Origin of the sequence: Paenibacillus sp. FSL R7-0302 (genome assembly GCF_038006885.1) — a bacterium.
GTDB lineage: Bacteria > Bacillota > Bacilli > Paenibacillales > Paenibacillaceae > Paenibacillus_AQ.
The window spans coordinates 859696-883052 of record NZ_JBBOWB010000001.1; the positions used below are offsets into that span (position 1 = coordinate 859696).

Consider the following 23357-nt stretch of genomic DNA (forward strand, 5'->3'; position numbering starts at 1 on the left):
CAAGCAAAATAGCACGGGATTATAGTAAGGTCACCCTAAGAGCCGGGAGAGATCACCTATGAATGTACTTCAGACCATCCGCTCGCGCAAATATTTACAGCGGATCTTACTCAGCTTCATGCTTGTTGTCGCTATACTGGCTGCGGCTTCGCTGTCTGTGAACTCGGGTGCCCGCAGCAAGGTGCTCAGCCTCCAGAACGAAGCGGACCGCAAGCTGCTGACCCAGATCAATTACAACATTGAGAACATGAACGGGATTGTAAAAGATCTGGCGGTCTCCCTGTACAATGACGAGGAGCTGCTGGCGCTGAAGTCCGGCGCGGATTACAGGCAGAGCATCCTCAAGATTGAGCGGCTGAATCATACGGTCGCAGCCTCCCCGTATCTGCATGCGGCTGTTTTTTATAATGGGGCCCAGCACCGGTTCTTCTCGTCGCTGAATCATGAGATTAACAATAGTCTTCTGTACAGCTCCTTGCAGAACTATATGGATTCCCGGGCAGATCTGCCGAAGCTCCAGCTCATTCCGCTCGACCTGGACGGCAAGGGTGGGGGCATTGATGTCTTTGCCTTCTTCCTCTATGACGGGGATACCCTGGGTTCAATCAATGACAATGTGCTGATCCTCACGGTAAAGCCGGGATGGATGCTTGATAATATGAAAGCGCTTAACCAAGTGGCGGAGCGGCAGAATGATGTGTTATTCGTGACCGATACCGATGGTGAGGTGCTGATTGCAACCGGCGGACAGGTTCCTGAAGGGCTTAACCTGAAGGGAGAGCTGCTGCCGCAGATCAGCGCTTCAGGGAGGCCGCTGGATTCCTTCAACTATACACATGACGGCAGGAAGTATAAGGTGACTTATCTGAGTAAAGCCCTGAACAACTGGCAGATTATCAGCATGCAGGATTACGATGTGGTGCTGGGCAGCGTACGGCAGATGAAATGGACGGAGATCGCGGTCACGCTGTCTGTTGTTCTGCTGGCTGTGCTGTTGTCCGTGTTCTTCGCGGTGCGGCTGTATAAGCCGGTCGGCCAGCTGCTGACGCTGGTTCCCGGGGATGTGCGGGGCGCGCCGCAGGCCAAGGATGAGCTGTCGCTGATTGCAGCCAACCTTACGGAGATGATCAGCAAGCTGAAGGGGCTGGAGCTGGAGCGGGCCTCGCAGTCCAATATTGCCAAGCTCTATCAGCTCCGCAGCCTGATCGCTTCAAGCCACAGCCTGGATGAGCAGTCCTTCCTGCAGCTCAGAGAGCAGCACGGCATCGATATTGCTTATCCGTCCCCGCTCCGGCTGGCGCTGGTACAGATCGACAACCTGCAGGGGCTGGCGGCAGAGCCGGGACTGCCGATGGAATCGCTGCTGTACTTCGCCATCTCCAACATCGGACAGGAATTATTGCGCCTCCAGGGCTCTTGTGAAGCTGCAGATATGAAGAGCGGCCATCTGGTCTTTATTGCCGGGAGTGACGACGGGGAACTGGCGAAGCTGGAGGAACGGTTCAGGGAGCTTCAGCAGACGATCGGTAACTATTATCATATTACTTTTACAGTCACGCTAAGCGAGGTCTTCACGGATTACCGCAGCATCACGGAGCATTATAATCTGGCGCAGCGCCATGCCAATTACCGGATGATCTACGGCAAAGGAGCTGTGCTTGAGCCTGAGATGCTACGGGCGAATGAAGAGAATGAAGCGCTGCGCATTCCGCAGGAGCTGGAGCGGCAGCTGACGGAGGGACTGAAGGGCGGGGATCTGGCAGAGACCGAGCAGACAATCCGCAAGTGGAGAGCACTGCTTGGCGGCTTCAGCTACGAGAATATGTATTCAGCGGTGCTTCATCTGGCCGTGACCCTGAGCCAGACGCTTGCCGAGATGAATAGCCGGAATGTCAATCCGGTCTCGCTTAACCTGCAGGCGATCAACCGCCGGATCCTGGAGAAGGAGACGCTGGATGAGATGGAGACGGTCCTGCTGGAGGTGGTGCGGGAAGTCGCGGAGCAGCGCCGGAGCGGGCGAGAGGACAAGAACCGGCTGCTGGCGGACACAGTGAAGGAGATTATTGATAAGCATTACGCCGATCCTGATCTGAATGTGCAGCGGATCGCTGATATGCTCAAGATGAGCTCCGTCTATCTGGGCCAGGTGTTCAAGGCGCAGGAAGGCAAGACGGTGGTCGATCAGATTAACGCTGCCCGGCTGGCCAGTGCCAAGAAGTACCTGGAGCAAGAGGACTTCACCGTAACAGAGATTATGGAGAAGGTCGGGTTCGGGAACGAGAGTTATTTTTACCGCCTGTTCAAGCGCTGCTATGGCACCACGCCGAAGGAGTACCGCCTGAAATCAGCCATTGACCGCAGCAGATGATTCCACTTTCCCCATACGTAAGGCAGGGTCCGCTACATGAGTACTGTTCATCTGGCGGGCTTTTTGCTGTGCGTGCAGGAGTCTGCCTCCCCCTAGACAGGAATCTGGCAACAATACAGCCCGGCTTTACAGCATTCTTGCAATTGTACAGTAACGCAGCGGCCTGGTTCTGCGCTATGTTAGTCGTGCAAAGCCTGGGACACAGGCACACAGCTGCAGCTAAGCAAGGAAAGGAAGGGGCTTTGGTTATGTTGAATAAGGTTCCGCTGGCGGAACAGCAGGCAAGTTCAGGAGCGCTGCCGGCCACGCGCAGACAATCCTGGCTCCGCAGGGAGCTGGCCCATTTCAAAAGCAACCGGGAGCTGTTCCTGCTCTCGCTGCCGGGACTGCTGTACAAATTGATTTTCGCGTATATTCCGATGATTGGCCTGATTATCGCCTTCAAGAATTACCGGTATGATCTCGGCATCTTCGGCAGCAAATGGGTCGGGCTGGACAACTTCCGTTATTTGTTCACTACGGACACGGCGTGGCGGATTACCCGGAATACGGTCCTGTATAACACCGCCTATATTCTGATAGGCACCTCGGCGGCGCTGCTGCTGGCTATTCTGATGAATGAGATCAAGGCTAAGTGGAGCAAGTTCTATCAGACGGCCCTGTTTCTGCCGCATTTCCTGTCATGGGTGCTGGTGGGGTATGTGGCATACGCTTTCTTGAACCACTCGGACGGCTTCATCAACCGCACGCTGGAATCCTTCGGGCTGAATCCGGTGAGCTGGTATCAGAACCCCGGACCCTGGCCGGTCATTCTGATTCTGGTTCAATTGTGGAAAGTGGTGGGGTTCAACACGCTGATTTATTTTGCCGGTATTATTGGCATTAACAGTGAATATTACGAGGCGGCGCGGATCGACGGGGCGACCAAACGGCAGATGGCCTTCAAAATCACGATTCCGTTGATGGCCCCAATCATCATTATTATGCTGATTCTGTCGATCGGCAATATGTTCCGCGGGGATTTCGGCCTGCATTATTTCATCCCGAATAACTCCGGTTTTCTCTATGGCTCTACGGATATCATTGATACTTATGTGTACCGTGCGCTGCGTGAGGTCGGCAATGTGAGCATGTCTGCGGCTACAGGCTTTTACCAGTCGGTTGTAGGTCTGGTGCTGGTGCTGACGGCCAACGGAATTGTGCGCAAGGTCGATCCCGATAATTCCCTGTGGTAAGGAGGTGCCCTAAGCGTGGGCAAAAAATTTGAATTCTCGAAGCTGTTCATTAATCTGCTGTTTACGGTGCTGTCGCTGGTGGTGATCCTGCCATTCCTGCTGGTCATCGTGGTCTCGCTGACGGATGAGAAGTCATTGACTGAGAACGGGTACCAGTTCATCCCGGAGTCCTTCAGTCTGGATGCCTACCGCTATCTGCTGGACGCTCCTGATATTCTGCTCCGGGCTTACGGCGTGACGTTCACGATAACCATCATCGGCGCGCTGGCCGGACTGCTGCTGACCGCGATGACCGCCTACGTGATTTCAAGGCAGGATTACCGGTATAACCGGGCGACGACGTTCTATGTATTTTTCACCATGCTGTTCAGCGGGGGACTCGTTCCCTCCTACATTCTCATTACGCAATACCTGCATCTGAAGGATAGCCTGCTGGCGCTGATTCTGCCGATTCTGCTGTCACCGTTCAATATTATGGTCATGAAGGGCTTCATGTCCAAGATTCCGCTGGAAATCATTGAGTCGGCCAAAATCGACGGGGCGCGGGAGTTCCGCATTTTCTTCCGGATTATTCTGCCGCTGTCGACGCCTGCCCTGGCTACGCTGGGTCTGCTGATCTCCTTCACCTACTGGAACGAATGGTTCAATGCGATGCTGTACATCGATGATCCGAACAAGGTGCCGCTGCAGCTCCTGCTGGTGCGGACGCTGAACAGTATTGAGTTTCTGACGACGAATTCGGAATTCACCGGGCAGCTTGGCATTGACCTGTCGAGTTTTCCGAACAGCTCGGCGCGGATGGCGATTGCCGTACTGGCCGGCGGACCCATGCTGGTCATCTTCCCGTTTTTTCAGCGGTTTTTCGTCAAAGGGCTTACGGTTGGCTCCCTAAAGGGTTAACATACAATTACATGTACAAAGTACAGGAGGTCACTCACATGAAAAAAGGGCTGGTTGGCGTATTGGCATCTGTAATGCTGGCTGCATCCGTGCTGTCAGGCTGCGGGGGCAACAATAACGGCGGCAATGGCAATGCCGCTAAAGGCACGGAAGGAAGCGGAGCGGAAGCAACGCAAAGTACGGCTCCGGAATCCGGTAAGGATGGCGAACTGAAGCCGGTAGAACTAACCTGGTACTATCCGCTGTCCCAGCTTCAGGCCGATCAGGATAAAGTGCAGGAGGAAGTAAATAAGCTTACGAAGGCGAAGATCAACGCCACCGTCAAGCTGATGCCTGTTGCCATCGGGGATTACGTGCAGAAGATGAACACCGTGCTTGCGGCGGGCGAGAAGTTCGATATTCTCTGGACCGGTTACATGCTGAAGCCGGAGGAGCTGGTGCGCAAGGGAGCGATTCAGCCGATGGATAAGCTGCTTGAGGAGTATGCGCCGGAGCTGAAGAAGGATGTGCCGCAGGTGATGTGGGATGGCCTCTCGGTGGACGGGGAGATCTACGGCATTCCGAATCAGCAGATTAACGGCTCGCGGTACGGCTTCATCATCCAGAAGCGCTTCGCTGACAAGTACAAACTTGATACCGCTTCCATTAAAAAAATCGCAGATATCGAGCCGTTCCTGGCCCAGATTAAGCAGAGTGAGCCGGATATCATTCCGTTTGGCATCTTCGGCACCTCCTTCATTAATCCGCAGTCGCATGACGACAAGTACTGGGTAGTTCCAGGTCTGGATGACCATTTCTATATCAAGACAGATGACCCTACCTATACCCTGCAGCGTTACCCGGAAGAAGAGCTGGACAATTTCCGGCTGGCCAGCAAATGGTATAAGGAAGGCTATATTTACAAGGATGCCGCTACTGAAAAAGCGAATGATTACTTGGCGAAAGGCCGGATTGCCGTTGATTTCAACGTGACGCTGAAGCCGGGCGTGGAAGCTGAGGTGAAGGCCAAAAACGGCGGCAATGACGTCATCACTGTCCCGCTCAGTGACTGGTTCTCCAACGGGTATTCGGCGACCACGAACCAATCGATAAGCCGTACTGCCCCTAACCCGGAGCGTGCCATGATGCTGCTGAATCTGGTGAATACCGACAAGGAGCTGTACAATCTGCTCTGTAACGGGATTGCCGGTGAGCATTACGATAAGGCAGACGGAGAGTACATCAAGGCCAAAGCGGATTCCCGTTATCTGCCCAATATGGACTGGGTGTTCGGCAGCGTGTTCAACTCGTATCTGAAGGAAGGACAGCCGGAGAATGTCTGGGAGGAGACGAAGAAGATCAACTCGAGCTCCGAGGTCAACCCTGTAGGTGCCTTCAAGTTCAATTCCGAGCCGGTGAATACAGAGATTGCCAACCTGAACGCCGTGTGGGGAGAATACAAACGCGGACTTGTGACCGGTACGCTTGATTTTGAAGAAACCTGGCCTGCGCTCTACGGCAAGCTGAAGGAAGCCGGCGAAGAGAAATATGTGGCTGAGGTCACCAAACAATTCGAACAATTCCTGAAGGATAAAGGTCTGAAGAAGTAAGAAGTAAGAGGTAAGCACCCTAGAGAGTAATTCTGCACGGCTGGAGGAGAACCGGAGGAACCTGCTGCTCATGAGGGGCTTCGCCAAGGCAACGCTATGGCGCAAGCCCCTACATCCCACGTTGAAAGGAAGAGGAGCCTTGGTGAAAAAACGTTTGCTTGCGGCACTTGCGGCCAGTCTGCTGTTCACGCTCAATCCCTCTACTCCGTTTGCGTCCCCTGTACATGCGGAGGAGGTGTTGTCCGCGACCGCTTTTTATGTGGCCAATAATGGAAGCGATTCCAATGCCGGGACGCTGAATGCCCCGTTCCAGACGCTGGAGAAGGCACGGGATGCGATCCGTACGCTGAAGGCGGAAGAGGGGCTGCCGGAGGGCGGCGTTACCGTGTATCTGCGGGAAGGAAGGTATGAGCGGACCAGCAGCTTCGAGCTGCGCCAGCAGGATTCCGGCGAGGCGGATAAGCCCATCACGTACACGGCCTATCCGGGGGAGTCGGTTACGCTGTCAGGCTCCCGCCAGCTGGCCAAATCGGCATTCGTTCCGGTCACAGATCCGGCCATTCTCAGCCGGATCATCAGCCCGGAGGCGAGAACGAAAGTGCTGGCAGCCGATCTTGGGGCGCTTGGCATCACCGATTACGGCCAGCTCAGCCGTCATGGCTATTACCTGGCCAATGATCTCAGCGAGGTGCCGCCGATGGAGCTGTATGTGGCCGGGCAGGGCATGACCCTGGCCCGCTGGCCCAATGAGAGCACCGTTCAGATGGATGAGATCCTTGATCCGGGTCCGACCCGGAAGGACCCGAACGGGGAAGTGCATACACGCGGCGGTACCTTCACATACACGTATGACCGGCCCCAGTACTGGACACAGGCAGACGATATCTGGCTGGACGGGATCTTCGGCTACAGCTGGGAATGGTCTTATAACAAGATTGCTTCCATCGACACCGCCGCCAAGAGCATCACCCTCCGCTACGGGGAGATGAGCGGGATCTTCAAGAACTGGTATCCTGACTTCCACTTCGCGCAGAATCTGCTGGAGGAAATCGATATGCCCGGCGAATATTATATCGACCGCCAGGCCGGCAAGCTCTATTTCCTGCCGAACGCTGAATTCGCAGCGGCTAATCCGGATATTGAAGTTACGATGCTGAAGAGTCCGATGATTAACGCCCTGAATGCTTCGTATATCGACTTCTCCGAGCTTATCCTGGAGAACGGCCGTGATTCGGCAGCCGTATTCATGGGCGGCAAGCAAATGCGTATCCTGAACAGCGAGATCCGCAACTTCACCAACAGCGGCGTATTGGTCAATACCCAGAGCCGGTTCTACTACAACAATTTTGAAGGGGCGCCGGGTACGGACCATGCGATTATCAGCAGCCATATTCATCATATCGGCGGCACCGCCGTTACACTGACGGGCGGCAACAAAACGACGCTTGCCCCGGGCAACAATGTGGTGGAGAATTCGCATATTCACGATTTTGCCTACTATCACAAAGCCTACAATCCCGGGGTGCTGCTGTCCGGCGTGGGCAACCGCATGTCGAACAATGAGCTGCATGATGCGCCGCATCCCGGCGTGCTGATCTTCGGCAATGACCATACCGTGGAGTATAACGAGATCTATGACGTCTGCACCACCTTCTCCGACCTCGGCGCGATCTACATGAATGCGGGCGAGCAGCCCCATGAGCGGGGGACGGTCATCCGGCGCAATTACTTCCATAACATCGGCGAGAGCAAAGCCGGAGTAGAAGGCGTATACCCCGACAATTTCACAATGGGGCTGACCATTGACGAGAATATTTTCTACAAGATGGGCAATTCGGCCATTAAAAACAACGGCGGCTCGCATATTCTGACCCGCAACAATATTTTTATCGACAGCAAAATTCCGTACGACTATGCGGATATGTTCCTGGGCGATGAGCCGGATGATCAGGTGCCGCTGAATTACATGCCCAAGTGGCAGGCCTTGTTCGCGGCGAACAATAATTTTACCGGAACCCCTTACCTGGCCAAATATCCCGAGCTGGCGGATTTCTTCACGGAGAACCGTTATTATCCTGATACGAATACCTTCCAGGGCAATGTCATCTACAACCCGTCGGTTCCGCGCAGTGTAACGACCAATGTGTATGGGGCTTATGATAAGTTCGGGCTGGTCCAGTATGCTAATAACTGGGTTACTGCGGGTGATCCGGGCTTCACCAATCTGGCAGGAGGCGATCTGTCGCTGCGGACGGATGCGGATGTCTTCGATGCCATTCCCGGCTTCCCTGACATTCCGTTTAACGATATCGGCGTTGACGGCAAGGCGGGCACGACAACCGGCCCGGACAGCTATCCCGTGCAGGGAGTTGCCGTCTATGACAGCGAAGTTACCGTGGACCGCTGGAAAACGGTGAAGCTGCGCACGGCGGTGCTTCCGTGGAACGCGAATAATTCCGCGCTGACCTTCGCTTCGGCCGATCCTGGGGTTGCGGCTGTAGATAGCGGAGGTGTCGTTACCGGCCAGTCGGTCGGCAGCACGGTTATTACTGTAGCCTCGGCGGAGAATCCGCTGCTGACGGCCACGGTAACCGTTCACGTCGAGGCGGGCGACGGCGTGATGGATTTCACGGATTTCGAATCCGGCGCGAACGGCTGGCTGCAGGATGCCAACCGCAGCATTGAGAAGATTGGCACGAACCGCTGGTACAAGATTCTGAACGGTGCCTCGTCGCTCAGTGCCAAGTCCTTCTCCGACTACGAGCTGAGCTTCAAGCTGAAGACGCCGGAGGTGATGGGGGATAATGCGACCCTCTATATCTTTGACCGTCAGGCCGGCAGCGGCTCCAGCCGCATCGGTTACAAGACCCGGGCGGATGGAAGCTCCGCCTGGCTGCTGTACAATTCGGCCTGGACGGTGCTGAAGGAAGTCAAGCTTCCCGGTCACGACCTGCAGCCGAATACGGAATACAGTGTCAAAATGCTGGTGAAAGGCGGCGACATCAGCGTCTACCTGGATGGGGCGTTCCGGCTGAAGGGCAATGATCCGGGACACAATGCAGAGGGCAAAGTCGGCTTCTATGTCAGCAATGTCAGCCAGATGCATTTCGATGACATTCAGTTCAAGGCCCTGACGGATACCCTGGCCGGGATTATTCCGGCAGAGAGCGCGGTGCGGCTGGCCGCAGGGGAAGAGCGGCAGTTGCAGGTAACCTTCGATCCTGCGAATACGCCGGATACTGGCGTCATCTGGCAGTCGGCTAACCCGGCGGTCGCTACGGTGGACAGTGCGGGGGTGGTGCATGCCGTATACGAAGGGCAGACCCTGATCTCGGCTGTGTCTACGGTGAATCCGCTCATTAAGGCGGATATTACCGTCACCGTCTCCACTATTATGCATGAGACAGACTTCGAGCACGGGGGCAACGGCTGGCCGGTGGACCCTAACCGCAGCATCGCCGCTGATCCGGACGGCAACCGCCGCTATAAGCTGCTGAACGGCGCGTCCGGTCTGCTCGACCGCAGCTTCACGGATTATCAGCTGGAGTTCAAGCTGAAGACGCCGTCCGTGATGCCGGATAACGGCATCCTGTACATCTTCGACCGCCAGGACAGCACCGGCTCGACCCGGATCGGCTACCGGACCCGGGCAGACGGATCTTCCGGCTGGATTCTGTATGATACAGCGTGGCAGAAGCTTACCGAGAGTGTGCTGCCGGAGCATGACCTCCTGCCGGATACAGAGTATGACGTTAAGATGACGGTGAAGGACGGAGATATCGCCGTATTTGTAGACGGTGCACCAAGGCTCTCCGGCACCGATCCGGGCCACCGCCCGTCCGGTAAGGTCGGCTTCTACACCAGCGGCTTCGCCTATCTGCTGTTCGACGATATTGTCTTCTCGGTTCTGCCTTAAGTCTTAACGGAAAGAGCGCCCTTCCTGCGGAAGGGCGCTTATTTGTATTTTGCGGGCTTTTATCCGGCCAAGGCCGACCGGATCTGCCTCGTGTAGAACAGGCGGACTATGAAGAAGTAGATCACCTGAATGAAGAAGAACAGGCCCAGCACAAGCAGGGATTCCCTGAATATGGAGTACTGGAACATATGTGACAACGCCGTAAGGGCAACGGCTCCATGGATAAGCGCGACAACGATCGGCGCGAAGAAGAGCAGGCTGATCTGGCGGTTCAATATCCGGCGAAGCTCTTTGTCACTCAGCCCCAGCTTGGAGATGGCCTTGAACTTCTGCTTGTCCTCATCCAGATCGCTGTACAGCCGGAAATAGAGAAAGCTGCCGGCAGAGACGAAAAATACGATTCCGACAAAAAAACCGATGAACATAACGGGGCCAAAGCTGTCATTGGTCTTGGAGGTCAAATACTCGAGCGCATAGAAAATATACTGCTCATCGTAGGGAAGCTCATTCGTCAGCTTTGCGCCTGCCTTCTCTGCTCCCGGCTGTCCAATCGCACCGTGCCATGCATAATAACGGCTCACTTTGAGCGGCTGTCCAAGCTTGCGGGTCCACTCATCGGGGACGACGTAATAACCGCTGACTCCCCGTACGGCCCAAGATACGACAGCCTGATCCGCCTCGATGACGAGTCCTGGCTGCAGCTCGACCGGCTGGTTGAGCATTTCTTCCCCCTCGCGGGACAGGCCGAAATCTACAACGGCTGCTTTCCCTGCGGTAAGCCGGATGGGATTTAGCCCCAGCAGCTCGGCTACGCTGTTGTATTCGGATTGCTTCACCAGAATCAGTGTCCGGCCGCTATCCGCAGACTTATAATAGTTAAGCTTCAGACTCATTTTTTCGGCAGCAATCCCGGCTTTGCCCAGGCTTTGGTCAATTAGCTGTATATGGGACTGTGCCTTGCTGTCCCCGTCCAGGGACTGATAGGTGAACAGATAAGGGTTCTTCTGCGTAAGCGCTCCGTTGATCATCGACTGGAATCCGTATAAAGCTCCTATCGCGCTGAAGGATACGGTAGAGATGATGGCGACCAGGAAAAAGGAACGCGCGTTGTCCTTCATCCGGTAGGAAAGATCAGAGAGCAGCAGCATATTGGTTCTGCGCCAGAATAGCTGCTCACGCGTCTTCAGCTTACGGATCAGGTACACACTGAGCTGGGTGAACAGCAGATAGGTACCGATCGACACCATAATGACCACCGGCGCGAGCAGCACCACCACACTCAGACCACTCGCCCGCAGGGACAGGAAGTAGCTGATTCCCAGCAGCGTTACCACCAGCAAAGACAGCAGAAGCGAGGCCTTCGGCTCCGGCTTGGGCTGACGGTTTGAATGGATGAGCGTGATCAGCTTGCCGCTGCGCAGCACCGTAGAGATGAACAGGGAGATCAGGACGAACAGCAGCAGGAAGGAGATCAGTGTCAGCACCATCGCCTTGAACGGGAAATAGAATTGCAGCGGCTCATTAAGCGCAAGCACATTCTCCCCGGCAAGCAGAATTCCTTTGGCAAAGATAAGGCCTAGTCCGATGCCGCTGACCGTGGCGCCTGACCCGACGATCATATTCTCCAGAAAGATCATCCGCCGGAGCTGCCGGACGGTCATGCCATGCATCATCATCAGCCCGAACTCCCGTTTCCGCGATTGCAGGAATGCACTCATGGAGTAGAGCACGAAGAAGAAGGAGAACACATAGATCACCCATTTGGAGACCGAAAGCGCAAGAGCCGCACTGGATTGAATATGTTCCCCGCTCAGTACCGGATGGTAGGCGAAGATGGAGAAGGTGAAGAAGACCATCACGGTAAACATGCTGCTGAGAAAATAAGCGGTGTACAGCCGTTTGTTCCGGGAGACATTACGGAATGCGAACTGGCGGAACGTCATGGCTATATCCCCCTAACAGCGAAAGTGTATCGATAATTTTCTGGAAAAAGCTCTGGCGGTTATCCCCGCAGTGAATCTCCGTATAGAACCTGCCATCCTTAATGAAGACGACACGGTGGCAATAGCTGGCGGCTACAGCATCATGGGTAACAAGCATCATCGTCGTGGACTGCTCCCGGTTGAGCGTTTCCAGCAGATCCATCACATCTCTGGCGGCTTTGGAATCGAGATTGCCGGTAGGTTCATCCGCCAGCAGCAGCTTCGGAGAATGAATCATGGCTCTGGCGATTGCTGTCCGCTGGGCCTGTCCGCCGGAGATCTCATAGGTGCGTTTTTTCATAATGGCGCTGATGCCCAGCTTTCCGGCAATCTCCCGGGCCTTTTGCTTCATTTCACTGACCCGGGTTCCGTCCAGTGTCAGCGGAAGCACAATATTCTCTTCTACAGTCAGGGTGTTCAGCAGGTTGAAATCCTGAAAGACAAAGCCCAGCTCGCGGCGGCGGAATACCGCCAGTTCATTTTTGTCCAGTGTGCCGATGTCCTTGCCGCCAATCCTGATGCTTCCGGTAGTCGGAGCGTCAACGGTGGCAATCAGATTCAGCAGCGTGGTTTTGCCGCTTCCCGAAGGCCCCATAATCCCTACGAATTCTCCGGCGGCAATGGTTAAATCAATATCGGTCAATGCCCGGTAGGCCACATTTCCTTCATAGATTTTACTGACCTTGTTTACCTCCAGCATATGGCTGTACTCCCCCTCCATGTGTGCAACACACTTGTTCTGTAACCAATATACCGGAGACGGCAGCATCTCATCTATCGATTTAGATTTCACTTTTATTACACGCCTGTAAGCAAAGGATTCGCCGCCAAAATAATCCGCACCACCGTTCCCTCACCAGCCGCCGATTCCAGCTCAAGCCGGTGTCCGAGACGGTCTGCGGACTCCTTCGTCAAATACAGCCCCATTCCTGTAGACTCCCGCAGTCCGCGCCCGTTGTCACCGGTGAAGAAAGGGTCAAATACCCTTTTGAGATCAGACGCCTGTATACCGATCCCCCGGTCCTTAACCTCAATGACGGCATCCATTCCTCTGAGATAGCAGGATACCGTGATTTTCCGGCCGTTCTCTGTGTTATCCGCCGCTGAATATTTGATGGCATTGTTCATAATTTGCGACAGCATGAAGAACAGCCATTTCTCATCGGTCTGGGCGGTAATGTCTGGAGTGGAGGCTTGGACCTCGGGAAAGATATGGCTGCGGATAAATAGGCGTCTGTGATCATGGACAACCTCGTTCACCAGCTTCGGCAGGCTGACAGGCTTGATATGGAAATCCTTCTCAAAAGCCCGCAGCCTGGCCATATACAGCACGGTATGAAGTCCGCTGCGCATGCGCTCCAGCTCCTCACGGATGCTGGCAAACTCGGGCTCGTCCATATTCTGCACGGTCAGCTCGATGACCGACAAAGGCGTCTTCATCTGATGAACCCATTGGTCGATAAAAGTCAGATGCTGCTCCTGCTGAAGCTTCACCGCCGTCAGCTGCTGCTGATAGTAGCGGTATTGGGTGTGCAGCAGCTGCTCCAGAGCTGTGGATACAGGGTGGTTCTCCAGCTTCTGAAAGGATTCATCCAGTGTCTCCAGAGGCCTGCTGAGGCGATGATAATAGCGGCGCCTGCTGATGTATTGATAGATCAAGTAGCAGCCGAGAAAGAAGAAGCCAATAAAGACCGCATAGAGCGCGGTCGGCAGATCGCGGTAGCCGTCAAGCCAGTAAATGGACAGCATAGCCCCAAATTGCACGATCTGTACAGCTAATAACAACGCATGCTCACGGAGAAACAGCTTCATGGCCGGGCCTCTGACCAGCTGTTGTTCAGCCGGTACCCCGAACCTCTGACGGTAAGCACGGCATCCTCCATCCCCAGCTCCTGGAATTTCTTGCGGACCCGTGCGATGTTTACGTTCAGCGTGTTCTCATCCACAAAAGCCTGCGGGTCCCACAGCTTCTCCAGCAGAGCTTCCCGGCTGGCGACCCTCGGGTAACGCTCCATAAGGCTCTCGATGAGATCCGATTCCTTGCGGGTAAGGGGCACGACCGCCTGCCCATATTGCAGTTCAAGCCTTTCAGGATACAGAATCAGCCCTTCCTTCTCCAGCATCAGCTCCTCGCGCTTAGCCGCATACTCCCCGTAAGCCCGGCGGAGGTGGCTATGGATTTTGGCGAGTACAATCCCGGAGTGGAAGGGCTTCGTAATATAATCATCCCCGCCGTTCTCCAGCGCCATAATCTGGTCCATCTCCCCGTCCCGCGCCGAAATGAACAGCACAGGGCAAGTGGAGACTTTGCGGATCTGGCGGCACCAGTAATAACCGTCATAGCTGGGCAGATTCACATCCAGCAGCACCAGATCCGGCTGTACCTGTTCGAATTCCAGCAGCACCAGCCGGAAGTCCTTGACCCTAACCCCCTCATAACCATACTTCTCAATCGCTGACAGCAGCAGGTCTGCAATCTTCGGATCATCTTCCACAATCATGATTCTGGACATATTTATGGGGCTCCTTATCTTGTTCAGTTAAGTACATATATAACATGGGTGAGGGTGTAAGGGAAGTTAGCGGGGGAGGATGGTTGGAAGTCATACAGGGTGGAAGCGGTATGCGATCGGGCTCACTGCCCCGCAGCAGCAACTTTTATTTTAATCATACTGTGCCTGAAGACACACATAGAGAATCCTTGTGGATGAAGTCATACTTTGGGGATTCCAACTGGACAGTGTTTACGATGATAGTTGCGGGAGTCCGTATACGGGGGGAGCAGACACGCTATGTTTTGTACTTAGGAAGGCACAGCCTGCATAGAGAAAAGCAAGAAAAGAAGGGAAATGCTCTTCTTTTCTTGCCTCGTCTGGTTATACGATGTACATCGAATGCTCTCCGTTACTCCCCTGATGCAGTAATCAGGTCATAGAGCTTATTTAAATTTGTCTTGAAATAGGTTGTGAAGTACCAAGTCTGGTATTCTTCAGGTATTTCGATCTCTTCAATACTCTGCTGTTTCTGGACGGCCTCGGTCACGATGGCGATCATTCTGCTTATGTACCCCTTCACCGCATGAAGCTGTTGCAAGGAGCAAACTTCACCATGCCCCGGTATAATTGTCTCCACGTCCAGCGATTCAATCTGCTCCAAAATATGCAGCCACTCCTGAGGGTTGGCATTAGCCAGCACCGGATGGTGGTTCGAGAGCACCAGATCCCCGATGATGATCACTTTATCTTCAGGAAGGTACACAATAGCATCGCTCTGCGTATGCCCTCCGCCATATGTAATGAGCTGGGCGCTGCGGTTGCTGCCGTGAATGGTCATTTGCCGGTCAAAAGTTATCGTCGGCACCGTATGCACCAGCTGCGGCAGCATATTCACGAATTCACGGTCCGTTGCATTCTCCCAGGCCATTTCCTGCTGCAGCTTAGTATCTGTCTCCTGCTCGCATTGCAATTCAGCTTCTCCGATCGCCTCTAGCATCTTCTCCCTGTTGTTCTGGTACTGGGCTACCCGGTCTCTGGCGAATGTATTCATGATCTCATGGGTCCCGGATGTGGAAATCAGCCGGGCGTCAGGCACAAACACCTGATTGCCAGTGGTATGATCGCTATGCCAGTGTGTGTTGATTACATAGGATACAGGGTTCCCTGTGAGATGCTCAGCAGCAGCCTTCAAATCCTGAGCCGCCTCCAGCGTCGCGAATGTGTCCACTACCAGAGTGAGTCCCCCCAGGTCAATAATGGCCGCGTTTGCGAGTGAGCCTGTGCCTGGAGCCGCAATTGCTGCAACTACGCTATCCGCAATAGATTGCAGCCGGAAATGCCTGGAGCCTTGAAATGATTCAATCCTGTTCAGCATAGTAATCTCTCCCTTCCAACATGGGAATATACTATACGCTACAAAAGTCCGCTAGACAATATTTTTCTGGATTTCCATTTGATTTCCGTTTAATTGGCGATATTCGCAGAGCTTACGAACGGTTCAATTTGAAGAGGAATCCTGCCAAAGTGCAACATTACTGCCCCTTAAAAGCGGCCGGTGAGAGAGGGATTAGCATCGTTCACCCGCAGGGTGATTTTGTTCTACATTCGTCCCTTAAAATCTGGATAATATATCACTTCACTCTGTCCCCCCGCTCATACCAATACCCCGGAATTCCCCGCGCAAGACGCAGCAACGCCTCCAGGAAAAAGTAATCGCCCCAGATCATGAAGTCATCCGGGGAGGCGTTGCCTCTGACGGAATAGGAGCCGTGCCGCAGAAATCCCTCTTCTAATGGGTGGCCTGCGGTGAAGTAGTGATTGATCAGCGAGTCCATGGATTTGTTCACGGCGTCCCTGAAATAGTCCCGTTCCGGATCATTCTCCGGCAGATGCTCCAGCAGCTCCAAGAGTCCGCATACGGTGATAGCGGAAGCGGAGCTGTCGCGCGGGGTGCCATCCTCCTGCGGGGCATCGAAATCCCAATAGGCCACATGGTCGGCGGGGAGATGCTCCACGAAGTAGCGGGCCATTCTTTTGGAGGTTTCAAGATAATGCGGATCCTGGAAGCTGCGGTAGGCGAGAGCGAAGCCATAGACGCCCCAGGCCTGCCCCCGCGTCCAGGTGGAGCCGTCCTGATACCCCTGTGCCGTACCTCCGCGAAGGGCATCCCCCGTCTGCTGGTCGAAGTAAAAGGTATGGTAAGAAGAGTCGTCGCCCCTCACCAGGAAGCGGCGGCTTGTCTCGGCGTGGATACGGGCAGCCCTGGCATAGACCGGGTCGCCGGTCTGTTCGCTGGCCCAGCAGAGGAGCGGAAGATTCATCAGGCAGTCGATGATGATCCGTCCGCCGTTGTCTGCATCGCCCTCGGGTCCCCAAGCCTGGAAGAGCTGCGGACCGGGACGCCAGCGCTTCATCAGCTGGTCCGCTGCCTGCAAGGCGAGCAGACGCGAGGCTTCATCCTTGTCTGCAATCCAGCGGGCCTTGGCCGAGAGCGAGTACAGGAAGCCGATATCGTGGTGATCCAGCGCCTGCCCGTTCAGCATGCGCCCTCTGAAGGAATCTGTCGCCTGGATGGCGGCGGCATGAATCTCCGGGTCCCGGCTGTATTCGTAGCTTAGCCACAGAATGCCGGGCCAGAAGCCCTCCGTCCAGTTGGTGTGGTCGGTCAGATGATATTTGCCGTCCTCCATACTTACAATCGGAAAACTCTTCCCAAATCGCTTCACATTAAGCCGCGTAGTCGTAAGCGTCTGCTCAATTGCCTGCTCCCAGTTCATCATACCCGCCATAACCTCCATCATATCGCTATAGTGTGCTTAACCATAGTATAAGCCGATCAAGCTGTAGGTTTGTTGCACAAAACTATAGTTATATTGCGGATCTGCTATGAACGGACCTGCCCGTAGACGCTCCAGCTGATGGCTAAATGACCGGCGGCGAACAGACAGGCCGGAACAACGAATAACCAGGACTGGAGCCATACGCCAAGCAGCAGGAAGTAGAGGGCCGGGAAGACGGCCATTGGAACGGGGATGCCCAGCCAGGGCTTGAACAGCACCGCAAAAGCTCTCCCGCTCCGGTAATAGCGCACCCAGCAGCCGTAGTAAACCAGCATACATAGTGCCATCAGTACAGCAGATACTCCCAGGGGCTGAGCAGCAATCATTCGGCCGAAAAGTATGGGCATCATGAAGCAGGTGATCTGGCCTGCCCGCTCCAGGAGCGTGAAGACCAGCGGGACGGAGTCCAGGGAGCCGGGAGCACTCCGGGGCGGGAAGAACATGAATATTAGATTCGGCAGTAGTACGAGTAAAGAGATGATAAAACCTTGAGCATGCAGTCCCATCGCAGAAATCCGCCTTCCTCTGTGCATTGATAGTGGCCGTACCTGACAAATACATGGCATAACTCTATAATTGCATTATATATCCTAGAGAGCCTGGAGCGGGAGGAAGATATGCAATTTCAACCTATATATGAAGACGGAGAATTAATTATGCCGAAGCTCGAGCTTGACCTGTCTGCGAACCCTTCGGTTGGTATTATCACAGATTTGAGGCGCAAGCAGTTATTAATGGAGCAATTGTCCAGGGAATCCGGCAATTATTTGTCGTGGGCCGGGCAGAACGAATATATGCGGTTGACGGTGGAGGAGCTAATCTCGTTTCTGATCCGAATGTCGGGACGCGAGGAGCGGGCGGCTGTGTTAACGGATTATTTTGCGCTTAAGGAGGAACGTAAGGTCAGATTGATGCAGCTCAGCTCTTCGAAAAGGGTGTATGTGACCCTGCTGCGGGCCTTTTTCGCCCATCAGTCCACGCTCGTATTGGAGGAGCCGTATTTCTATCTGGAGGAGCAGGACCGCCGCCAGCTGAAGCGGATACTGGATGACCTGTCGCAGCAGAAAAGGATACTCATTCTGACCTCGAATCTGGAGGATGCGCTGATCTCCTGTGATGTCATCTACCGGCTGAGCGGGTCCGGGCTTCATCAGCTGGATATCCGCGATTCGGAAGAGGACAAGCAGGAGGCAGTGAAGCAGGATGAGGCGAACATCACCTTGCAGAAGGTCTCGACCAAACGGGAGGATAAGGTGATTTTATTTGATCCGCCCGAGATTGATTTTATTGAAAGTGTAGAAGGCTCTATCCTGGTACATGTCGGCGGTGAGCATTATGACTGTGCCCTGACCCTGACCCAGCTTGAAGCGCGGCTGCTGAATTTCGGTTTCTTCCGGTGCCACCGCTCCTACATCGTCAATCTGCAAAAGGTACGCGAGATCATTACCTGGACGAAGAACAGCTACAGTCTGCGGCTGAACACCGGCAAGGAGGCCGTGGTTCCGTTATCCCGCTCCAAATTGCAGGAACTTAAGGCGCTGCTTAAGCTGTAAAAGGTACCGTTCAGGCCGGAATGGGTACCATTCACCCGGTTTTGGTGGCAGAAAGGCTGAATTCTGGATAACGTTAAGCCATCAACAACATAAGGATGTGGTGAGATGGCGGTTATTCAGGTAGAACAGATCCGCAAGACCTTCGGGGCGAGAGATGCGCTGACAGAGGTGTCCTTCAGTATTCCAAAAGGGGAGATTTTCGGGTTCCTCGGTCCGAGCGGTGCAGGCAAAACCACCTTGATTAAGATTCTGACTGCACAGCTGAAGCCGACAGGCGGAGTGGCCAAAGTATTCGATCAGCCGGCGGAGGCGATGCAGCAGTCGGCCCAGAAGATTCGTTTTGGCATTCTGACTGATAACAGCGGCCTGTACGAGCGGTTGTCCATAGAGGAGAATCTGGAGCTGTACCGGAAGCTGTACGATCTTCCCCGTTCTGCGGTGGATCAGGTGCTGCAGTTCGTTAATTTAAGCAGTGAGCGCAAGAAGAAAACAAATACGCTGTCCAAAGGGATGCGTCAGCGGGTGATGCTGGCCTGCGCCATTATCCATGAGCCGGAGCTGTTGTTCCTGGATGAGCCGACCTCGGCACTGGACCCGGTGAATTCAGCGCATATCTATAAAGGCTTACGTTATCTGAATGAGAAGGGCACGACCATCTTCATCACGACGCATGATATGGCGGAGGCGGAGCTGCTCTGTAACCGTGTGGCGATTCTCTATCAGGGACGCATCCAGACCATCGGATCACCAAGGGAGCTGAAGCGGCAGCACCGCGAGAACCTGATCCGGGTGGAGCTTACCAGCGGAGAGGCTTATGAGCTTCCGGTGGATGGGGACACGGCGGACCGGATCGCGGATTGGATGAAGCGGGGACTCATTGAACGGGTAGAGACGAAGGAACCTAGCCTGGGTGATATTTTTATCAAAATGACGGGAAGTGAGCTGCTATGAACATCTCCTATAAGCGGGCCAGCGCGATCTTTGTGAAGGATTATAAGGAATTCTCGCGCAATTATGCGCTGTCCATTATGCTGCTGTTTCCGATTCTGTTTGCGCTGCTGTTCAAAAGCGCAGGTGCATCCTTGCCGGGAGCCGCCGGATTTCTGTTCAACAGCTCGTTTGTCCTGCTGACCTGCTTCGCCCAGGCTTGCCTGATTGCGGAAGAGAAGGAGCGTAACACGCTGCGGACACTCATGATGACTCCGGCTACAACAATGGATGTGCTGATGGGCAAAAGCAGTCTGGTCTTTGTCATGTCGACGGTGGTTCTCACGATCTCTACACTATTGTTTGGCTATGAGCCTGCAAATATAGGGGTATTCGTAGCCGCGATCGTTCTTTCCATTGTTCTCTACACGGCAGCCGGGACGATCTGTGGTCTCTATTCCAAAACCTTACTGGATGCGTCCTTATCGATCATTCCGGTAGCCTTCATCTTCATGGGCGCACCTTGGGGTGCCGTACTGGCGAAGAATTATCCGGTGTTCGGAGTGCTGGATTACATGCCAAGCAGCCAGCTGGTGCACTTGCTGAACCTGAGCCCAGCCGGTTATCCGGCGGGGGAGGTGTGGCCGCCTCTTCTAATCATTGCGGCGTGGACAGCCGTGCTGACCCTTGTGTCTGTGGTGCTGTACCGGAAGCGGCTCCGGGACGAATAGGCCGGCGTGGCTGTGACCATTCATGGCGCAGGCCGCTCCACAGGCTGGATAGAACGCAAAGAAAGCCGCTCCCGGGAGGGGGCGGCTTCCATGCACTGCGTACAGCAAACGTCAAGCTTTTATACCATATTAGGAATCTCTACGGCAGGGTCTGTCTCAGCGTCATAGTCTACGCCTTCGGTACGGAAGCCGAACAGATGGAAGAAGTCGTCCTGATAGCCTGCCAGATCCGCCAGCTCAGGCACATTATCCGTCTCCAGCTCATTCCAGCGTCTCATGACCTCGATCTGCACATCCTCGCGCATCTCCCAGTCGTCAATACGGATCAGGTGGCTGCCGTCCGCAGCGACTTCACCGCCGTTATACAGATGGTCTGCGAACAGACGGTACATCTGCTGGATGCAGTTCTCGTGCAGCTCCTTCTCCTTCATAACTCTGTACAGGGCGGAGATATACAGCGGCACTACCGGAATAGCCGAGCTGGACTGGGTAACCAGTGCCTTATTCACGGATACGAAGGCCCGGCCTCCTGTGGCGGAGAGCTGCTCGTTCAAGGCAATGGCGGTCTGCTCCAAATGATTCTTCGCCTGGCCGATGGTTCCATCCTTGTAGATAGGATGCGTAATCTTGGGTCCGATATAAGAGTACGCCACGGTAGTTGCTCCGTCTGCAAGCACACCAGCCTCCTGCAGCTGGCTGATCCACATGCCCCAGTCTTCCCCGCCCATTACGGCGATGGTCTGGCGGACTTCATCCTCTGTAGCCGGTTCAATGGTAACGGTGGAGACCTCTCCGGTGTGGAAGTTCATCGTCTTGTTCGAATAGGCTTGGCCTACCGGCTTAATCACCGAGGAGAACACTTCTCCGGTTACCGGATGGGTGCGGCGCGGGGAGGCCACGCTGTACACGACCAGATCAACGGTGCCGAATTCGGCCTTGATCAGCTCAATCGTCTTGGTCTTAATTTCATTCGAGAAGGCATCGCCGACGATGCTGAAGGATTTCAGCCCCTGCTTGGCCGCTTCACGTTCAAAGGCAGCAGAATTGTACCAGCCTGCGGAAGCGGTGCGGGTGCCTTCAGCGGCCTTATCGAAGAAGACGCCGATAGTGTTCGCGCCTGCGCCAAAGGCAGCGGCAATCCGTGAAGCCAGTCCATAGCCTGTGGAAGCGCCGATGACCAGCACGTTCACCGGGCCGGTAAGCTTCTTTTGGGACCGTACATAATCGATCTGTTCCTGTATTTGTCCGGCACATCCCTCCGGGTGAGCTGTTGTGCAGATAAAGCCGCGTGTTTTTGGCTGAATAATCATCAAGGATATCCCCTTTGTTTTAGTTTTTAACTTTTTTCGTTAATATAGAGTATAGCAAATGATGGCATAGAAAGATAAGCCTTCAATATAATGAATAGCAATTTTGGATGCCTGCCGCTAAGAATTTGCAACTTTTCCCAATCCGCAGCGTCAGTGGGTAGAGAGGTTACGGAGATACAGGGAGGAGATTGGCATGGGCAGAAGATTATCCGCACTTATACTAACCGTGCTGCTCTTGGGCGGCTGCAGTGAAGGAGGTTCGGGCATGAATTATGCGGAGAGACAGGCTGCCGCAGCAGAGCTCGGTTCGCGTCTGACGGACAGCAGCAACCAGCTGGGTGTGAAGCTGTTCAGCCAGTTATGGAAGCAAGGGAGCGGGAACCTGACGATATCCCCGTACAGTGTTGCTGCCGCTCTGGCCCTGGCCTATAACGGCAGTGCCGGAGAGACGGCAGAGGAGCTGGGGAAGCTGCTGGGCTATGCGCCGGATGAACGGCAGAAGCTGAATACCGGCCATCAGTTATTAATGAAGCTCATAAGTCATGGAGGAACGGGCGGGGAGCTGAAGATCGCGAATTCGGTCTGGGGTATGAAGGGTCTGACGCTGCGCAGGGACTATCTCAAGACCGGTGAGGATTTCTATGACGCGCAGATTAAGACTGCCGACCTGTCGGCAGAGAAGTCTGTGAAGGAGATTAACGGATGGGTGGCAGACCATTCGGGGGACAAGATTCAGGAGATACTCACGGAGCCGCCAGGACCGCAGGCTGTTGCCGTCCTTGTCAATGCGCTGTATTTTCAAGGTGCCTGGACGGATGTGTTCGAGGAACAGGCTACGAAGCAGGCGGACTTTTATCCTCCGGACGGACCGGCAGTGCAGGTGATGATGATGAAGCGGAGCGGTATGTTCGAGTATGCAGCTCATGACGGTTGGCAGGCGGTTAAGCTTCCCTACGGAGAGGGAGAGCTGGAGATGGTCGTGATCCTTCCGGGTGAGCCATCTTCTCTCGCGGAGCTTGTGGGTCATCTGGAGCAGGGGACTCTGCTACTGGATAAGGGTTTCTCCAGTTCCCGGGGGACGCTCTGGCTGCCAAGGTTCACGGCCAGCTATGGCACAGAACTCTCCAAGGTCCTGCAGACACTGGGTGTGAAGCTTGCTTTTGATCCGAGCCGGGGGGATTTCTCCCTGCTGGCAGATTTGGACAGCCCGATCTACTTCGAGCAGGTCATCCACAAAACATATATCGATGTGAACGAGCGGGGAACGGAGGCGGCGGCTTCCACTGTCATTGATATGCGCGCCGGATCAGCGCCCCCTGTAGATGCGCCCTTTGAAATGAACGTCAACCGGCCGTTCCTGTTCATGATCAGGGATACGCAGACCGGGGTCGTGCTGTTCCTTGGAGCAATTGAGAATCCGTAGCTCACGGATTAGATTCAGGCTGGGATGAATTTCAAGCATTTACGCATAAATGATCCCTTCACAGGTCACAATAGGAAAAAAGCAGAAT

At 54.5% G+C, this 23357-nt stretch carries 17 protein-coding genes; 9 read left to right on the forward strand and 8 right to left on the reverse strand.

The features are described from left to right. Nucleotides 1–58 precede the first annotated feature (58 nt). The 5 genes from MKY96_RS03770 to MKY96_RS03790 all read left to right on the forward strand — a co-directional run bounded on the left by MKY96_RS03770 (nucleotide 59) and on the right by MKY96_RS03790 (nucleotide 10008). Entirely contained in the window at nucleotides 59–2368 is a 2310-nt protein-coding gene (locus tag MKY96_RS03770; protein ID WP_340938705.1) for a helix-turn-helix domain-containing protein, read from the forward strand. Between the two features lie 248 nt (nucleotides 2369–2616). After that, a complete protein-coding gene (locus MKY96_RS03775; protein WP_340752126.1) occupies nucleotides 2617–3603 on the forward strand; it encodes an ABC transporter permease in 987 nt (328 codons plus the stop codon). A gap of 15 nt (nucleotides 3604–3618) precedes the next feature. Further along, the gene (locus MKY96_RS03780; RefSeq protein WP_340938706.1) at nucleotides 3619–4503 is read left to right on the forward strand and encodes a carbohydrate ABC transporter permease; all 885 of its coding nucleotides are present in this window, start codon (nucleotides 3619–3621) and stop codon (nucleotides 4501–4503) included. Between the two features lie 38 nt (nucleotides 4504–4541). Continuing rightward, nucleotides 4542–6092, forward strand: coding sequence for an ABC transporter substrate-binding protein (locus MKY96_RS03785; protein ID WP_340938707.1), 1551 nt, complete (start codon nucleotides 4542–4544; stop codon nucleotides 6090–6092). A gap of 142 nt (nucleotides 6093–6234) precedes the next feature. Then, nucleotides 6235–10008 carry an Ig-like domain-containing protein gene (locus MKY96_RS03790; protein ID WP_340938708.1) on the forward strand — a complete coding sequence of 1258 codons (3774 nt, stop codon included), beginning with the start codon at nucleotides 6235–6237 and terminating at the stop codon, nucleotides 10006–10008. A 59-nt stretch (nucleotides 10009–10067) separates the two neighbouring features. Here MKY96_RS03790 and MKY96_RS03795 read toward each other — a convergent pair whose 3' ends face one another. The 7 genes from MKY96_RS03795 to MKY96_RS03825 form a co-directional block, all read right to left on the reverse strand. Continuing rightward, entirely contained in the window at nucleotides 10068–11951 is a 1884-nt protein-coding gene (locus tag MKY96_RS03795; RefSeq protein ID WP_340938709.1) for an ABC transporter permease, read from the reverse strand. After that, a complete protein-coding gene (locus MKY96_RS03800; protein ID WP_340938710.1) occupies nucleotides 11923–12690 on the reverse strand; it encodes an ABC transporter ATP-binding protein in 768 nt (255 codons plus the stop codon). The genes MKY96_RS03795 and MKY96_RS03800 overlap by 29 nt, the downstream gene beginning before the upstream one ends. Before the next feature lie 98 nt (nucleotides 12691–12788). Continuing rightward, the gene (locus tag MKY96_RS03805; RefSeq protein WP_340938712.1) at nucleotides 12789–13802 is read right to left on the reverse strand and encodes a sensor histidine kinase; all 1014 of its coding nucleotides are present in this window, start codon (nucleotides 13800–13802) and stop codon (nucleotides 12789–12791) included. Then, on the reverse strand, nucleotides 13799–14503 hold the full coding sequence (locus MKY96_RS03810; protein ID WP_340938713.1) for a response regulator transcription factor: 705 nt from the start codon (nucleotides 14501–14503) through the stop codon (nucleotides 13799–13801). Before MKY96_RS03810 ends, MKY96_RS03805 begins: the two co-directional genes overlap by 4 nt. 391 nt (nucleotides 14504–14894) lie before the next feature. Further along, entirely contained in the window at nucleotides 14895–15860 is a 966-nt protein-coding gene (locus MKY96_RS03815; protein WP_340938715.1) for an MBL fold metallo-hydrolase, read from the reverse strand. 256 nt (nucleotides 15861–16116) lie between these two features. Next, nucleotides 16117–17262, reverse strand: coding sequence for a glycoside hydrolase family 88 protein (locus MKY96_RS03820; protein WP_445671465.1), 1146 nt, complete (start codon nucleotides 17260–17262; stop codon nucleotides 16117–16119). 107 nt (nucleotides 17263–17369) lie between these two features. Further along, nucleotides 17370–17831 carry a hypothetical protein gene (locus tag MKY96_RS03825; protein WP_340938718.1) on the reverse strand — a complete coding sequence of 154 codons (462 nt, stop codon included), beginning with the start codon at nucleotides 17829–17831 and terminating at the stop codon, nucleotides 17370–17372. A 111-nt stretch (nucleotides 17832–17942) separates the two neighbouring features. On the opposite strand from MKY96_RS03825, the gene MKY96_RS03830 reads away from it, so the two are divergent. The 3 genes from MKY96_RS03830 to MKY96_RS03840 all read left to right on the forward strand — a co-directional run bounded on the left by MKY96_RS03830 (nucleotide 17943) and on the right by MKY96_RS03840 (nucleotide 20536). Next, nucleotides 17943–18878 (forward strand): LytTR family transcriptional regulator DNA-binding domain-containing protein, encoded by a 936-nt coding sequence (locus MKY96_RS03830; RefSeq protein WP_340938720.1) that lies wholly within the window; start codon nucleotides 17943–17945, stop codon nucleotides 18876–18878. Nucleotides 18879–18983: 105 nt separating this feature from the next. After that, the gene (locus tag MKY96_RS03835) at nucleotides 18984–19829 is read left to right on the forward strand and encodes an ABC transporter ATP-binding protein (protein ID WP_340938722.1); all 846 of its coding nucleotides are present in this window, start codon (nucleotides 18984–18986) and stop codon (nucleotides 19827–19829) included. Continuing rightward, nucleotides 19826–20536, forward strand: coding sequence for an ABC transporter permease (locus MKY96_RS03840; protein ID WP_340938723.1), 711 nt, complete (start codon nucleotides 19826–19828; stop codon nucleotides 20534–20536). The genes MKY96_RS03835 and MKY96_RS03840 overlap by 4 nt, the downstream gene beginning before the upstream one ends. 119 nt (nucleotides 20537–20655) lie before the next feature. Here MKY96_RS03840 and fabV read toward each other — a convergent pair whose 3' ends face one another. Then, a complete protein-coding gene (gene fabV / locus MKY96_RS03845; protein ID WP_340938725.1) occupies nucleotides 20656–21846 on the reverse strand; it encodes an enoyl-ACP reductase FabV in 1191 nt (396 codons plus the stop codon). A gap of 193 nt (nucleotides 21847–22039) precedes the next feature. On the opposite strand from fabV, the gene MKY96_RS03850 reads away from it, so the two are divergent. Continuing rightward, nucleotides 22040–23269 (forward strand): serpin family protein, encoded by a 1230-nt coding sequence (locus tag MKY96_RS03850; protein WP_340938726.1) that lies wholly within the window; start codon nucleotides 22040–22042, stop codon nucleotides 23267–23269. Nucleotides 23270–23357 lie beyond the last annotated feature (88 nt).

Excerpts from the sequence above, each read along its gene's own strand:
- MKY96_RS03820 (WP_445671465.1), bottom strand. The coding sequence starts at position 17,262 with ATGAACTGGGAGCAGGCAATTGAGCAGACGCTTACGACTACGCGGCTT.
- MKY96_RS03815 (WP_340938715.1), bottom strand. The coding sequence starts at position 15,860 with ATGCTGAACAGGATTGAATCATTTCAAGGCTCCAGGCATTTCCGGCTG.
- MKY96_RS03800 (WP_340938710.1), bottom strand. The coding sequence starts at position 12,690 with ATGCTGGAGGTAAACAAGGTCAGTAAAATCTATGAAGGAAATGTGGCC.
- MKY96_RS03770 (WP_340938705.1), top strand. The coding sequence starts at position 59 with ATGAATGTACTTCAGACCATCCGCTCGCGCAAATATTTACAGCGGATC.
- MKY96_RS03840 (WP_340938723.1), top strand. The coding sequence starts at position 19,826 with ATGAACATCTCCTATAAGCGGGCCAGCGCGATCTTTGTGAAGGATTAT.
- fabV (WP_340938725.1), bottom strand. The coding sequence starts at position 21,846 with ATGATTATTCAGCCAAAAACACGCGGCTTTATCTGCACAACAGCTCAC.
- MKY96_RS03825 (WP_340938718.1), bottom strand. The coding sequence starts at position 17,831 with ATGGGACTGCATGCTCAAGGTTTTATCATCTCTTTACTCGTACTACTG.
- MKY96_RS03805 (WP_340938712.1), bottom strand. The coding sequence starts at position 13,802 with ATGAAGCTGTTTCTCCGTGAGCATGCGTTGTTATTAGCTGTACAGATC.
- MKY96_RS03850 (WP_340938726.1), top strand. The coding sequence starts at position 22,040 with ATGGGCAGAAGATTATCCGCACTTATACTAACCGTGCTGCTCTTGGGC.
- MKY96_RS03830 (WP_340938720.1), top strand. The coding sequence starts at position 17,943 with ATGCAATTTCAACCTATATATGAAGACGGAGAATTAATTATGCCGAAG.
- MKY96_RS03810 (WP_340938713.1), bottom strand. The coding sequence starts at position 14,503 with ATGTCCAGAATCATGATTGTGGAAGATGATCCGAAGATTGCAGACCTG.
- MKY96_RS03795 (WP_340938709.1), bottom strand. The coding sequence starts at position 11,951 with ATGACGTTCCGCCAGTTCGCATTCCGTAATGTCTCCCGGAACAAACGG.
- MKY96_RS03835 (WP_340938722.1), top strand. The coding sequence starts at position 18,984 with ATGGCGGTTATTCAGGTAGAACAGATCCGCAAGACCTTCGGGGCGAGA.
- MKY96_RS03775 (WP_340752126.1), top strand. The coding sequence starts at position 2,617 with ATGTTGAATAAGGTTCCGCTGGCGGAACAGCAGGCAAGTTCAGGAGCG.
- MKY96_RS03785 (WP_340938707.1), top strand. The coding sequence starts at position 4,542 with ATGAAAAAAGGGCTGGTTGGCGTATTGGCATCTGTAATGCTGGCTGCA.